11 protein-coding genes are annotated in these 14,250 nt (G+C 67.8%); 7 read left to right on the top strand and 4 right to left on the bottom strand.

The window, feature by feature from the left end:
- Positions 1 to 261: 261 nt before the first annotated feature.
- Positions 262 to 1,362, top strand: coding sequence for a glycosyltransferase family 2 protein (locus ACWEO7_RS10535; protein ID WP_355080809.1), 1,101 nt, complete (start codon positions 262 to 264; stop codon positions 1,360 to 1,362).
- A complete protein-coding gene (rffA, locus tag ACWEO7_RS10530; protein WP_452422503.1) occupies positions 1,352 to 2,491 on the top strand; it encodes a dTDP-4-amino-4,6-dideoxygalactose transaminase in 1,140 nt (379 codons plus the stop codon). The genes ACWEO7_RS10535 and rffA overlap by 11 nt, the downstream gene beginning before the upstream one ends.
- Before the next feature lie 18 nt (positions 2,492 to 2,509).
- Here rffA and ACWEO7_RS10525 read toward each other — a convergent pair whose 3' ends face one another.
- Positions 2,510 to 3,109: a class I SAM-dependent methyltransferase gene (locus ACWEO7_RS10525; protein ID WP_355080806.1), complete on the bottom strand. Its 600-nt coding sequence runs from the start codon at positions 3,107 to 3,109 to the stop codon at positions 2,510 to 2,512.
- Positions 3,110 to 3,165: 56 nt separating this feature from the next.
- Complete coding sequence (locus ACWEO7_RS10520; RefSeq protein ID WP_452422502.1) at positions 3,166 to 6,117, bottom strand: acyl-CoA synthetase; 2,952 nt, start codon at positions 6,115 to 6,117, stop codon at positions 3,166 to 3,168.
- 800 nt (positions 6,118 to 6,917) lie between these two features.
- Here ACWEO7_RS10520 and ACWEO7_RS10515 point away from each other — a divergent pair.
- From ACWEO7_RS10515 to ACWEO7_RS10495, 5 genes are all read left to right on the top strand, one after another.
- A complete protein-coding gene (locus ACWEO7_RS10515) occupies positions 6,918 to 8,324 on the top strand; it encodes a family 2B encapsulin nanocompartment shell protein (RefSeq protein WP_452422500.1) in 1,407 nt (468 codons plus the stop codon).
- Positions 8,325 to 8,338: 14 nt separating this feature from the next.
- The gene (locus tag ACWEO7_RS10510) at positions 8,339 to 9,886 is read left to right on the top strand and encodes a family 2 encapsulin nanocompartment cargo protein terpene cyclase (protein WP_452422498.1); all 1,548 of its coding nucleotides are present in this window, start codon (positions 8,339 to 8,341) and stop codon (positions 9,884 to 9,886) included.
- A 43-nt stretch (positions 9,887 to 9,929) separates the two neighbouring features.
- Positions 9,930 to 10,802: a geranyl diphosphate 2-C-methyltransferase gene (locus ACWEO7_RS10505; RefSeq protein ID WP_452422496.1), complete on the top strand. Its 873-nt coding sequence runs from the start codon at positions 9,930 to 9,932 to the stop codon at positions 10,800 to 10,802.
- Positions 10,799 to 11,374 (top strand): isopentenyl-diphosphate Delta-isomerase, encoded by a 576-nt coding sequence (gene idi, locus ACWEO7_RS10500; protein ID WP_452422494.1) that lies wholly within the window; start codon positions 10,799 to 10,801, stop codon positions 11,372 to 11,374. Before ACWEO7_RS10505 ends, idi begins: the two co-directional genes overlap by 4 nt.
- A 298-nt stretch (positions 11,375 to 11,672) precedes the next feature.
- Positions 11,673 to 12,023, top strand: coding sequence for a hypothetical protein (locus ACWEO7_RS10495; protein ID WP_450023710.1), 351 nt, complete (start codon positions 11,673 to 11,675; stop codon positions 12,021 to 12,023).
- A 7-nt stretch (positions 12,024 to 12,030) separates the two neighbouring features.
- Here ACWEO7_RS10495 and ACWEO7_RS10490 read toward each other — a convergent pair whose 3' ends face one another.
- Positions 12,031 to 12,759 (bottom strand): aspartate/glutamate racemase family protein, encoded by a 729-nt coding sequence (locus ACWEO7_RS10490; RefSeq protein WP_452422492.1) that lies wholly within the window; start codon positions 12,757 to 12,759, stop codon positions 12,031 to 12,033.
- Complete coding sequence (locus ACWEO7_RS10485; protein WP_452422490.1) at positions 12,759 to 14,246, bottom strand: NCS1 family nucleobase:cation symporter-1; 1,488 nt, start codon at positions 14,244 to 14,246, stop codon at positions 12,759 to 12,761. Before ACWEO7_RS10485 ends, ACWEO7_RS10490 begins: the two co-directional genes overlap by 1 nt.
- Between the last annotated feature and the right edge of the window lie 4 nt (positions 14,247 to 14,250).

Below are 14,250 nucleotides of genomic sequence, written 5' to 3'. Positions count from 1 at the left end.
CGGTGATGACCCCCCACCGGTAGACATCTCGCCGCGAATACGCGTCCGGCGGCGAGTCGAGCACTGCACTGTCCGTCACGAGTTCCAAACCCTACAGGGCGGCTCCCGGCTTGGCATCGGTCGCGGACGCCACCAAGATAAGGGCATGATCAGCTGCTCCGCTGGCTACCCGGCGCACCGTGCTAGAGTCCACACCGGTTCGGGCTCCGCAGTTCTGCCACGAGTACCGGCACGCACCGTCATCGAAAGTCGATCCAGCTGATGCCGATCCCACCCGCCCGCACACTCCGTTCCGGCGCCCCCGCGACGAACGGCGACCCGGCACGGCCCGGCGTGGACCGGCCGCACACGGTGTCGGTGGTCGTGCCGGTGTACCGGGGCGAGGACACGATCGCCGGTCTGGTCGCCGAACTGCACGATCTCACGCGCACCACAGAGACTCCCGGCGGCACCCCGTTCGTCGTCTCCGAGATCATCCTGGTGCACGACCACGGCCCGGACCGCTCCGACGTGGTGCTGCAAGAACTGCAACGGACCTATCCGACCGTGCGCACCGTCTGGCTCAGCCGCAACTTCGGCCAGGACGCCGCGACGATCGCCGGGATGTCGGCCGCGGCCGGTGACTGGATCGTCACCATGGACGAGGACGGCCAGCACGATCCCCGCTTCATCAGCACGTTCCTGGACACGGCGCTGGCGCAGCGCGCCGATCTGGTCTACTCCAAGCCGAGCAACACCAGGCCGCACGGCTTCCTGCGCAATCTGACCTCGCGCGGAGCCAAGCTGGTGCTCGCGACGCTGTTCGCGTTCCCGGATTCCACCCGGTTCGAAAGCTACCGGCTGATCCGCGGGGACATCGGCAGGCAACTGGCCGAGGTCGCGTCCAACGGCGTCTACCTGGACGTCGCGCTGACCTGGGTGGTCGGCGCCGTCGCGCAGGCGCCGGTGGTGCTGCGCGCCGAGGGCAGGGAGGAGTCCGGCTACAACTACCGCCGCCTGTTCTCGCTGTTCTGGAAAATGGTGCTGTGCAGCGGGACCCGCGGGTTGCGGCTGGTCAGCCTGCTCGGCGTCACCCTGGCGCTGGCCGGCGGCGTGATGGCCGCGGTCGTCGTGATCGAAGCGCTGACCACCGACGGCTGGGCGCCGGAAGGCTGGGCATCCACCATCGTGGTGCTGCTGCTGTGCTCCGGCGCCATCCTGTTCTCACTCGGACTCATCGCCGAGTACCTGGGCGTGGCGCTGCACATCCTGGTGGGCAAACCGCTCTATCTGACCGTCGAGACGCCGACACCGCGTCCGGCGGACACTTCGGAAATGACCGCGACCACCGCCAGCAGGGGGACCGACCGGGTTGAGCACTGAACGCGTCATCTTCAGCCGTCCGTACCGGGCGCGCCGGGAATTAGCGAATCTGGAGGCCGTCCTGGCCTCCGACCACAGCCACGGCGACGGACAGTTCACCGCGTCGGCCACCGAGAAACTGAAGGCGATCACGGGCGCGCCGCACGCCCTGCTCACCACCTCCTGCACATCCGCGCTGGAAATGGCGGGCCTGCTGCTGGAGTTGGGGCCCGACGACGAAGTGATCGTGCCCAGCTTCGCCTTCACCTCCACCGCCACCTCGATGGCGCTGCGTGGGGCCACATGCGTCTTCGCCGACATCGATCCGGCCACCGGGAATCTGGATCCGGAGTCGGTGGCGGCCGTGGTCACCGAGCGGACGAAGGCCGTGGTGGTCATCCATTACGGTGGCGTCGCCGCCGACATGGCCGGACTGCTCGACCTGGCGAACACGCACGGCTTCGCCGTCGTGGAGGACAACGCGCACGGACTCGGCGGCACCTGGCGTGACCGGAAGCTCGGCACCATCGGCACGATGGGCACGCTGAGCTTCCACGACACCAAGAACGTGCACTGCGGCGAGGGCGGCGCGCTGCTGCTCACCGACGAGATCCTGATGGCGCGCGCCGAGATCATCCGGGAGAAGGGCACCGACCGTGCCCGGTTCCTGCGCGGCGCCGTGGACAAGTACTCCTGGCAGGACATCGGCTCCAGCTACTTGCCCAGCGAGCTGAACGCGGCCGTGCTCGACGCGCAGTTGGACGAGTTCGACACCATCCAGGCCGGACGCCACCGGGTGTGGGACGCCTACGCCGCCGCCCTGCCGGATTGGGCGGAGCGCAACGACGTCCGTCTGATGTCCGTGCCCGCCGATCGCGGGCACACTGCGCATCTGTACTACCTGCGGACCCCGAACGAGCGCCGCCGCGACGACCTGATCGCGCACCTCGCGGCACGGGGTATCTCCGCGCCGTTCCACTACATCCCATTGGATTCCAGCCCGGCCGGGTTCAAGCTCGGCCGCACGCCGCGGGCCTGCGCCCGCAGCGCGGAGTTCTCCGGAACCGTCGTGCGTCTGCCGCTCTGGCCGGATCTCACCGACGCGCAGGTGGCCCGCGTCGTGGACGCGGTCACCGCGTTCACCGTGTGAGCCGGCTGGCACGCCGGCTCACGCGGTGAGTATGTAGAGCTTCTCCCGCCCGCCCGCGATGAGGGACTGCCGCGCCACTCGCGGGCCGTACGCCGTGAAGAATTCGTCCAGCGTCCGTTCGGTGAAGCGGTGCGCCTGCTCGCCGTCGCCCGCGTCGGTGAACCGCTTGCCGATCGTGGCGAGGACCGGATTGTCGCTGGTGGCCAGGTTGCGGACCGGTTCGGCGACGATCACCCGGTCGGTGGCCGCAGCGAGCATCCGATCGAGCAGCGGGCGCGGCTCGGGCAGGAAGTGGTAGAGGCTGGCCTGCATGATGACGTAATCGGCCGTGGGCAGCGCGTCGCCGGAATGCAAATTCCACACCTTGCCCCGCCCGCCCGCTTCGTTCACGCGCGCGACGAAGCGCTCGTTCAGATCGAGCCCGGTGTAGTCGACCGACTTGTGGCGCAAGTAGCGGGTGTAGAGCGTCGCGGGTCCGCAGCACAGATCGACCACGCTCGCCCCTTCCGGGACGAGCTCCGCGATAGCGCGATACCGAGCCGTGTAGTGCTTGCCGTACAACCCGCGCATCAGGACCTCGTAGACGGTCCCGTTACGGTAAATGAGGCTCGTTCCCACAGGCACTCACTATGCCATCGGTCGATGAATCCGGCTCTTCGGCAATATGTATCGCTTCAGTCACCGAGCAGCGCGCGCGCTTGGTCGTCGGTGAGGATCTCGTAGGCGTCCGATGCCCGGTTGTACCACCAGGTATCCGGTCCCGGCTCCGGCCTGCCTGCCTCCTGCACGGCGCGGGCGGACGGACGGAACGACGGGCTGCGCGGGATGTCGTCCACCACGTACACCAGGTCGGGCCGCTGGTCCGGGTCCAGCACCCGCAACGCCTCGGTGACATCCTTCGGGTCCAGGTGGAAACCCTCGCGCACGCTCACCGCGGCCACCGCGATGCAATGGTCGTCGACATTGAGTCCGTAGGTGACTTCCATGTCCACGGCGGTGATGTCGTTGAGCACGTCGACGATCGGCTGACCGAAGACCGGCCCGCGCCGCGTGTGGATCACCGTGTCCGTGCGGTCCATCAGCCAGTAGTCGCCGTCGCTGTCGCGGCGGAACAGATTCTCCGTCGGCATCCAGGAGTCGCCCGCCGTGAAGACCCCGCGCAGGCCGCCCGCGGAGATGTCGACGCCGTCGGACGCCTTGCCGATCAGCAGACCCACCTCGTTGTCCGCGCAACGGCGGGCGTAGCCGGATCCGTCGACCAGGATGCGTTCGGTGAGCGGGTCGTAGGCGACCAGTTCCACCTTCGCGGTGCCGGGAACCGGCCTGCCCTTGCATCCGCGTTTCACCCCGGCCACGTTGGCCAGCACCACGTCACCCTCGATCGACGCGTAGTACTCGAGCACGCGGGCGGGCTCGAATTGCTCCACGGTGCGCCGCCACAGTCCGGCGGGCATTCCGGAGCCGATGAACAAACGGATCGGGTGGCTGTGGCCGTCCGGGAAAACCTCCGCGTCGAGGATGTCGCGCAGCATGGTCCAGGTGTAGGTCACCACGGTGACGCCGTAGCGGTGCACCTCCTCGGCGAAGCGCGCCGGGTCCAGCGACCGGGCCAGCGCGATCCGGCTACCGCCCGCGACCGCCCCGCCGAGACTGACCAGCAGCCCGGACGAATGGTGCAGCGGCGCAAGGCAGTACACCGTGTCCCTGCGATTGAGATCGGCCGTGGTCGCGGTGCCGAACGCCGACAGCGCCCAGCGGTGGTTGGTGATGTACTTCGTCTCCAGCCGATCACCGGTGCCGGTGACGAGCACGAACGCCAGCTCGCGCGCCAGGCCGGGGTCCGGCCGGTACCAGGCGGGCACCCGCACCCGCGCCGGGTCGATCTGCTCGAGGTCGATCAGGCGGTCGGTCGTGGGCAGCGCCAGCTCGCGCGTGCTACCACCGCCGAGCACCAGCACCCTGGCGCCGGTCTCGGCGGCCTGCCGCAGATTCTCCGGATCGGAGATCAGAGTCTCGACGCCGGTGAGCTCGATCGCGCGGCGCAGGTCGCTGTGCGGGGCGAGCAGCACCGCCACCGCGCCCAGCCGCGACAGCGCCGCGACCGAGGCCAGCGCGCTGGGCCGGGTCTCCATCACCACGCCGACCCGCATGGCCGGGCGCACGCCCACCGAGATCAGGCCGCGCACCACGTTGTCGATGCGCTCGTTGACCGCCGCGTTGGTGTGCACGCGGTCGTCGAACAGGAAGAGGTCCCGCTGCGGCGCGCGGCGCGTCTGCTCGGTCAGCAAACGGCCGAGCGATATCCGGGTATGCGGCTGGATCATGCCGAGGCGGGTCAGCCTGGGCAGAGCCCGGGCCGCCTCGCCCGCCAGTTCGATCGATCCGCGCACTGTGCTGTTGGCGATGCCTTCGAGGGCCTTGCCGACGCCGGTGCCCGCCTCGGCCAGCGTCGCGGCGGTGTGCACCACCCGGGTGGCCGCCGAGCGGGGGCGATTGCTGGGCACGTGCTCGGTCATCGGCACGATCTCAGGAGGCAGCGGCTTGTCGCCGTTCATCCACTCCACCCACTGCCGCACCAGCGGCCAGGTGTGTTTGCTGGCCATGCTTCCGGCCACCAGGCCGAAGTGGCCCGCGACCAATGTCGCCTCGTAGACCTCCGCGTTCGGCGCGGCCCGCACGATGCCGCGCACCGCGGCGGGCTGTCCGATGTCGTCGACCTCGCCGACGAACGCCAGGATCGGGCATTTCAGCTCGGCCAGCGAGATCGGGTGATCGCGGATCACGAAACCGCCGAGCATCAGCCGGTTGTGCGCGACGAACTGCTTGAGCAGATCCGCCGCGGCCGGGCCCGCGTAACCGACCCAGCCTTCACTGTTGAGGAATCGGCGCTGGCGCTCCTTCGGCAACAACGCCTCGCGGTCGTGCAGCTGAAGCAGGAAATCGATCCTCGACTTGGCCGTCTTCACCGGATCGAGCAACTGGAAGCCGATGCGCACCATGGAGTCGGTGATCGGCAACCGGGTGACCACATGATCGGCCAGGAAGTCCGCGACGTCGGAGACCATGCCGTAGGGCAGCCCGAACGGCATGCCCGCGACGATGTCGACCGGGCTGCCGAAGGTCACGATGCTGTCCACGCCCTTGCCGTACCGGTAGGCGGCGGTCTGGTAGGCGAACATGCCGCCCTGCGAGTAGCCCATCAGGTGCACGCCGCTGCCGGTGGCTTCGTTGACGGTGTCGATCGCGCTGTTGACGGCCAGCACGTGGTCGGCGAGATCGCGCTGCCAGCCGCCCTCCTCGCTGGCGGGCGAGCCGAAGTCCACCACCCAGCAGTCGATGCCGCCGCGGTGCAGAATCCCGACGGCGCCCTCTTCGGCGTTCACATCCCAGATGTCGGCGTTCACCATGAGCGGCGGGACCAGCACGGCCACCGGGCGCCCAGGCGTCGTGTCGTCAGGGAAGTAATGCCGCAGCCGGTACATGCGTCTGCGTTCCACGACTTCGAACGGCGAGGACGCGACGTCAGGGGTCAGTCCGCCGAAGCGGATGACCTCCAGGCCGTTCTGCGCGGTCGCCATCAACCGCTGTACCGAGCCCACCACAACCTTCGCATTCAACTTCACCATCGCTCCTGGCCCTACCCTAGAACGTGACCCGCATCACACACGGCGGCGTGTTCAGACGAGCTTCCCACACCACTTGTCCATTATGTGTCCGCTGTGACACGTCACATGCCAGGTTGCCGCAGTCGGCTCCCTGACGGTCACGTATCGACGCGGAAACATTCCATCGCGGCAGCCCCGGCCACCGGCAACCCGGGTAGTTCAGCACCATCGGTGCGCCCGGACGCCCGCCACCGTTTTCGCGCCCCGCCGGAATACGGGCGCACATCGATCGAGGGGTCACCTACTCGACCGTATCCCGCCGGCGCCCACACCCCGGCTCGGACATGGATTCCGTCGGCACCAAGCGGGCAGGGCGTCCCTCGCGATCGCCGGATGCGGCGGCATCGCCGCTGTGGCCCCTCCAGCCGCCCGATTCGCCCACATCGAGAGAGCGCCGGGCACCGCTCGTGACGAGGCAGTCGAACGCTTCCATAGCTGATCCGACGCTACCAGAACGCAATTCGGACCGAACCATGGGACACAACCCGCCGTTACCGGAATCGACCGCGTGTCGTGACCATCCGGCGCGCGTCGGAACGATCTTCGAAATTTTTCTGCGCACAGCCGCTTTCGGCGTCTACCATCGATCACGTCTGGAACGCTGTGGCGCGTAGGCAATTTCGATCGATGAGCTGTCCGCGGGCACGCCCGCTGCTGTTTGATGTGAACACCCGGCGACTCTGAACTATCGACGATCTCGAATCCCCTGCTCCAAAACCCGTCACCACGTCTCGGTGGCCGTCTCGAGGTGAGGACCACGCATGACCATTGAAATGCCAGTCCAAACGGAAAACAACGTGCGCAGGAGCCTGAGCACCAGTACGGCGGGCCTGCTCGCGCACACCACGAAATCCGAACCGCAGATGCAGGGCATCAGCTCGCGATGGCTCACTCGCGCGCTGCCGTGGACGCAGGTCAACGGCGGTGTATACCGAGTGAACCGCCGCCTCACCCACACCGTCGGCAACGGCGAGGTGGAATTCGTCATCGACGGCTCCACCGCACGCGTCATTCCCCTGGAATTGCAAGAACTTCCGGCGCTGCGTGGATTCGACGACGAGGACGTGCTGCGCGCCCTCGCGGATCGTTTCGAACAGCGCGATCTCGAACCGGGCATTGTGGTAGCGGAATTCGGCAATCCGATGGATCAAATTCTGCTGATCGTGCACGGCAAATTGAGCAAAATCGGGTCGGGTGAGTACGGCGAGCAGACGAAGCTCGGGATCCTCGGCGGCGGCGACTTCTTCGGCGACACGATATTGACCGAACCTTCGGCGATCTGGCCGGTCACCATCAAGACGGTCACGCGAACAACCATGTTGGTCCTTCCGCGACGATCGCTCACAGAGTTCATCGACAGAAGTTCGGCATTGCGCGAGCAACTTTCTCGCGTGGCTTCCGCACCCACCCATCCGCAGAACAACAAAGGCGAGGCGGACATCGCGATCGCCTCCGGCCACGCGGGCGAGCCGCTGTTGGAAGGCACGTTCGTCGATTACGACGCCGCCCCACGCCAATACGAACTCAGCCTGGCGCAGAGCGTGCTGCGGGTGCATACCCGAGTCGCCGACCTGTTCAACGACCCGATGAATCAGGTCGAGCAGCAGCTGCGCCTGACCATCGAAGCGCTCTACGAACGTCGCGAATACGACCTGGTCAACAACACCGACTTCGGGCTGCTGCACAACTGCGATCTGAAGCAGCGCATCTACACCGAGACCGGCGCGCCCACTCCGGACGACTTCGACGAACTGCTCAGCATGCGCCGCAGCACGAAATTGTTTCTTGCCCATCCGAAGGCGATCGCCGCGTTCGGACGCGAATGCACCAAGCGCGGGCTCTACCCGGATCCGGTCGAGGTGGACGGGCACCGTGTTCCGGCGTGGCGAGGCGTACCGATCTTCCCGTGCGGCAAGATCCCGATCAGCGACACCCAGACCACCTCGATCCTGGCGATGCGCACCGGCGAGAAGGACCAGGGCGTGATCGGCCTGCACCAGACCGGGATTCCGGACGAATACGAGCCGAGCCTCAACGTGCGCTTCAAGGGCATCGACGACCAGTCGATCATCTCCTACCTGATCAGCTGCTATTACTCGGCGGCCGTGCTGGTGCCCGACGCCCTCGGCGTGCTCGACAACGTCTCGGTCGCCCGGCAAGCCGACTGACCGGGGTGATGGGCATGTCGGTGCTCTCCCGCGCCGCGGCGGCGCACGCCACCGATGAGGTGGCCGCCACCGTCGTCGCGCTACTCACTGATACCAGCACGACCGCTCCGGCCGACCTGTTGTCGACGAAAGCGGTTGATTCGCCGGATATTTCGTTGATGACCGGACAGGCGGGGGTCACACCGCGCGCTCTGCTCGGTCCGTCCGGCCTTGGCGCCGCCGCGCTGTTACTCCCCCGTACCGGTGCGGCCGCTGTCCCGACGCCCGCCGTGGCGGCGACCTCCCCCACCGCTGTGCGCGCAGGCACACCGGGAGCAGCCATCGACGGCACAGCGGCAGCGGCGGGACGAACGCCGTTGCCCGCGGCGCCACGCATTCCCACCGGACCCACCGGGCTCGGCACGCCGTCGTCGGCGTTGCTCGGAATACACGGCCTCGCGGGGCCTCCTCGCACGGGCACGCGGACGCAACCGAGCACCGGATCGGATGCCGCGGGCGGTCCCGCGCGGGTGCCACGCGCACCGACCGGATCCGACACCGCCGCGGTGCGCCGGGATCGGCAGGATCCGATTCCACCGCTGTACTGCCCGCCGCCGCTGCGTGACGATCCTGCTCTCGCCGAGGCCGTCAACGCCGGCATCGTCGACTGGGCCAGGGACATCGGGTTGTACGAGGGCAGGCTGGAGGAGTTGCGCGACGCCGATTTCGGCCGGCTGATCATGCTCGCCCACCCGGACTGCGACGATGCCGACCGGCTGCTGGCGGCGGCGAAATGCGCGGTCTCGGAATGGTCCGTGGACGACTATTACTGCGAGGAGGATGCCGACGACCGGGCACCGGACGGCACCCCCTCCAGCGCCGAGGCGGAGTTGGGTCCCCGGCTCGAATTGGCGGCCGCCGCCATGGACCCGGTCCATCTTCCCGCGCGTTACGTCGCCCAACTCGAGGCCGCTCTCGAAGCCGATCCGATCCTGCGCGCGTTTCGCACGTCCTTCGAGCACCTCGCACGCTACGCACGCCCGGTGCAACTGGCCCGGCTGCGCACCGAGATCGCGGGCTGGTTCATCGCGCTCGGAGCGGAAGCGGGCTGGCGCGCGGCGGGGCGGATGCCGCCGGTATGGGAGTACCTCGCCAATCGGCAACCGCACAGCTTCCTTCCGTGCATGGCGCCGACCGATGTGGTCGGCGGCTACGAGTTACCGGCCGCCGAGTACACCGACCCCGCGGTGCGCCGCGTGGTCACCACCGCGGCGCTGGCCAGCCAGATGGTGAACGACCTGTATTCGATGGCGCGCGAGGATCTCTCCAACGGGAGGGAGTTCAACCTGCCGACCGTCCTGGCCGTCGAGGAGCGCTGCTCGCGCCGCGAGGCCGTGCTGCGCACCGCCGAGGTGCACGACGAACTCGTGCACCGGTTCGAGCGGGAAGCGGCGCCCCTGGCCGCGCTCGGCTCGCCGGAACTACGCCGTTTCCTCGCAGGCCTGTGGGCCTGGATGGGAGGCAACCGCGCCTGGCACGCCGACAGCAAGCGCTATCGCGACCCGCACCAGAGCCACATGTAAGAGAGCAACGAAGCAGTACCGCACCGAGAGAGGATGATCGCGCATGACCATGCTCAACCCGGAGACCGGGACCGTTCTGCGTACCAGCTATCAGAAATCCGTCGCCGCGTACTGGAACAACAACCCGAACGACGACCGGGTCAACACCAAACTCGGTGAGGTCGACGGGCTCTACCACCACCACTACGGCATCGGCGAGCCGGACCTGTCCGTGCTGACCGGCCCGGCGGACACCCGCGAGGAACGCATCGTCGCCGAACTGCACCGGCTGGAGACCGCGCAGGCGGACTTCCTGCTCGACCACCTCGGCGACGTCCGGCCCGGCGACCGGATGCTGGACGGCGGCTCGGGCCGCGGTGGCACCAGCTTCATGGCCAACCAGCGCTTCGGCTGCCAGGTCGACGGCGTGACCATCTCCGAATATCAGGTCGGCTTCGCCAATGACCAGGCTGTTCACCGCGGCGTCGCGGACAAGGTGCGGTTCCACTTCCGCAACATGCTCGACACCGGCTTCGAGACCGGTTCCATGCGCGGGATCTGGACCAACGAGACCACGATGTACGTGGACCTCTTCGATTTGTTCAGCGAGTTCTCCCGCCTGCTGGAGCCGGGCGGACGCTACGTGTGCATCACCGGCTGCTCCAACGACGTGACCGGCGGCCGCTCGTCCTCGGTCAGCTGGATCGACGCGCACTACGGCTGCATGATCCATCCGCGCGGCGAGTACTTCCGCGCCCTGGCCGCGAACAACCTGGTGCCCATCTCCGTGACCGAACTCACCGCGGCGACCATCCCGTACTGGGAGCTGCGCACCCATTCCGAGCTCGCCACCGGCGTCGAGAAGCCGTTCCTGACCGCGTACCGGGAGGGGAGCTTCCACTACCTGCTCATCGCCGCCGATAAGGTGGGGAGGTGACCGACGCCCTCGCCCAGCCGCACACCGACCGCGAGGCCCTGCCCGTCGAACTCGTCGACGACGCGGGCCGCGCGGTCGGCGCGTGCACGGTCGCCGAGGCACACCTGGCCCCGGGACGACTGCACCGCGCGTTCTCCGTCTTGCTGTTCGACTCGGCGGGCCGGGTGCTCTTGCAGCAGCGTGCGGCGGTCAAGACCAGGTTCCCGTCGCTGTGGGCCAACACCTGCTGTGGCCACCCCGCACCCGGCGAACCGGTCGCTACCGCGGCCGGGCAGCGGCTGGCCGAGGAAATGGGCCTGACGATCGCGCTCACCGAGGCCGGGATCTACCGCTACCACGCGGCGGACCTGCGCACCGGCCGCGTCGAATCCGAGTGGGATCACGTTCTGATCGGGCGCCTCGACATCGGCGACCCTCGGCCGGATCCGGCCGAGGTCGCCGACTTCGCCTGGATTCAGCCGGACGCGCTTCGCGACGCGCTGGCCGACAACCCGGATGCCTACACCCCATGGCTGGCCGGTGTCCTCGACGTCGCGGAACACGCGCACGTCACGGGAACCTCTGCGCACTGATTCGCCGTATCGTTTCTCCTGGTCCGAGGCAGCCGAACACATCTCGCCGACTGCGCAGGCGGCGCGGCTGCTTCGATCCAGCCCGCGAATTCACGACGGCTTTCCCTTCCCAGCCGGTTGTAGTTCGACATTCGCGCTGGTCGACACACTGGGCACGGTGTGTGACATCGATTGATGCGCATATCCATGTAACAACATGGAGTGAAACTGAGAGAACTCATAGGAACGGCACAGGCTGTGACCAGGACCGTTCTGCATCGTTGAGAAGGTACGAGTTCTCGGTGAAGTGAGGTGCGTGATGGTGGAATTCGAGGTCACCGGAACGACGGTGACGGTGCACGTGCTCGGTGCGCATCAGCTGCTGGCGCTGCGCGACCAGCTGAGTTTCGACCTGTCCGCCGTCACCGCGCTCGGCATGGCCGGGGTCGACCGCCGCCCGCCGTGGGTGCGCACGCCCGGCACTTTCTTCCCCGGCGTGATCGCGGCCGGGACCTTCCGCGGCAAGGGCCGCAAGGAATTCTGGGACACCCGATTCGACGGACACGCCATCCGTATCGACTTGGCGGGCGCGGACGTCACACGGCTCGTGGTCGACGTGGCCGACCCGGACGCCGCACTGCGCAAGCTCGCCATCGCGGTAGCCGCCTGAGCATCGCTCAGGCGCCGAACGATCGCAGCGAGCCGGTGTACGGCTTCGGCGGCGGCGCGGCGAATTCGCCCCGGCCGGACTTGCGCAGACCGAGCGTGAGCAGCGATTGGACGGTCAGGGTCGCCGCCGCCACACCGTCCACCACCGGCACGCCGACTTCAGCGCGCACCTGCGCGGACAGATCGGCCATCCCCGCGCAGCCCAGAACGATCGCGTCGGACCGGTCCGCCTCGACCGCTTCCCGGCACACTTCGGTGACGATCTTCCGCGCGTCCGGATCGGTGTCGAGGGCGAGTACGGGGATCTCGCAGGCGTGGATACCGCGGCAGAAGCGCCGCATCCCGTAGCGCTCCGCCAGATCCGCCGTCCGGCCGACGGTCCGGCCCAGGGTGGTGACCACGCTGAACCCGCGACCGAGATGAGCGGCGGTACGCATGGCGGCCTCGGCGATCCCGATCACCGGTCCCCCGGCCAGCTCGCGCGCGGCGTCGAGACCGGGGTCGCCGAAGCAGGCCAGCACGTAGCCGTCGACCCCCTCGGCCTCCCCGCGCCGGATCGCGGCGAGCAGGCCGGGAACGCTGAGCGCTTCGTCGTAGTGACTTTCGATCGAGGCCGGTCCCATCTCCGAGGTCACCGCGTCGAGCAGGGTGCGAGGACCAGCGACGGCCCTGGCACACCGCTCGATCGTGTCGGTCATCGCCCGGGAGGTATTGGGATTGACCACGCGGATACGCATCAGGCCGCGCTCTCCCGCATCGCCGGCCGGGTGCGGGTGGCGAGCACGTAGTAGGCCACGAAGCCGAGGCCGCAACCGATGAACCAGCTGTACTGGGCCGCGGTGTACATACCGGTGACGTCCTTGGCCAGCACCGGGATCACCGCGACCAGCGCGCCGACGACCGTCGCGATCACCGCGGCCGGGTTGTATCCGCCGCGATACCAATAGCGTCCGCTGCTGGACATCGTGAACAGGTCGTCCACCGCCACGCGTTGCTTGCGCACCAGGTAGTAATCGGCGATGAGCACCCCGAACAGTGGGCCGATGAAGGCGCCGAGCACCTCCAGCGTGTAGTGGATGACCTCCGGGTTGTTGTAGAGATTCCACGGCGTGATCAGCACCGAGCCCACTGCGGCGATCATGCCGCCCGCCCGCCAGCTGACGCGCTGCGGACTCACGTGCGAGAAATCGAAGGCCGGCGAGATGAAGTTCGCGACGATGTTGATGCCGATGGTGGCGACAGTGAAGGTCAGTGCGCCGAGCACGATCGCGAAGGTGCTGTCGATGCGCGCCACCGTGGCGACCGGGTCGGTGATCAGCTCGCCGTAGACCGGCACCGTCAGCGAGGCGGTGATCACCACCAGCAACGAGAACAGCAGGAAGTTCAGCGGGAGACCGAGCAGGTTGCCCCGGCGCACCACGGCGAAGGACTTGCCGTACCGGGAGAAGTCGCCGAAGTTCAACATCGGCCCGGAGAAGTAGGAGACCACGAGCGCGATGGCGCCCAGCATCACCGGCACCGAATCCCATCCGGTGTACCGCACCGCGCCCAGGTTCAGATCGATCGCGCCCCATCCGGCCTTCGCGATCAGGTAACCGCACAACAGGAACATCACCACGTACACCGCGGGCCCGCAGAAGTCGATGAACCGGCGAATGGACTCCATGCCCTGCCAGAAAACGCAGGCCTGCACCACCCACAGCGTCAAATAGCTGCCCCAGCCGAGCAGCGACAGACCGAGGAACCCGTAGTCGCCTGCCACCGCGTAGGGCCCGAGGGACGGAAACAGCTTCAGCAGTACGACATCCAGTGCCGCCGAAGCGAGAAACGTCTGAATGCCGTACCAGGCCACCGCGATCAGCCCGCGGATGATCGCGGGGATATTGGCGCCGAGCACGCCGAAGGCACTGCGGCAGATGACCGGGTACGGCACGCCGGTCACCTGACTCGGCTTGGCGACCAGATTGCAGAAGAAATACACCAGGGTGATCCCGATCAGCAGGGCCACCAGTACCTGCCAACTGGCCAAGCCGAGCGAGAACAAGCTGCCCGCGGTGACATAGCCACCGACGCTGTGCACGTCCGACATCCAGAACGCGAAGATGTTGTAAGAGCCCCAGTTCTGCTTGCGCAGCGGCGCGAGATCGTCGTTGGTGAGCCGTGGGTCGTAGCCGGCGGGGGTGATCCGCTCAGGAGCGGGTGCCGCGGCGATGGTTTCGGTCATGGTG

It is taken from the genome of Nocardia sp. NPDC004260 (assembly GCF_053603155.1).
Note: the sequence above shows the minus strand (reverse complement) of the source record. Positions and strands in the feature narration are given on the sequence as shown.

Coding starts and splice junctions, on each gene's coding strand:
- ACWEO7_RS10515 (WP_452422500.1), top strand. CDS start 6,918: ATGACCATTGAAATGCCAGTCCAAACGGAAAACAACGTGCGCAGGAGC.
- ACWEO7_RS10510 (WP_452422498.1), top strand. CDS start 8,339: ATGTCGGTGCTCTCCCGCGCCGCGGCGGCGCACGCCACCGATGAGGTG.
- ACWEO7_RS10520 (WP_452422502.1), bottom strand. CDS start 6,117: ATGGTGAAGTTGAATGCGAAGGTTGTGGTGGGCTCGGTACAGCGGTTG.
- ACWEO7_RS10495 (WP_450023710.1), top strand. CDS start 11,673: ATGGTGGAATTCGAGGTCACCGGAACGACGGTGACGGTGCACGTGCTC.
- ACWEO7_RS10535 (WP_355080809.1), top strand. CDS start 262: ATGCCGATCCCACCCGCCCGCACACTCCGTTCCGGCGCCCCCGCGACG.
- ACWEO7_RS10490 (WP_452422492.1), bottom strand. CDS start 12,759: ATGCGTATCCGCGTGGTCAATCCCAATACCTCCCGGGCGATGACCGAC.
- ACWEO7_RS10505 (WP_452422496.1), top strand. CDS start 9,930: ATGACCATGCTCAACCCGGAGACCGGGACCGTTCTGCGTACCAGCTAT.
- ACWEO7_RS10485 (WP_452422490.1), bottom strand. CDS start 14,246: ATGACCGAAACCATCGCCGCGGCACCCGCTCCTGAGCGGATCACCCCC.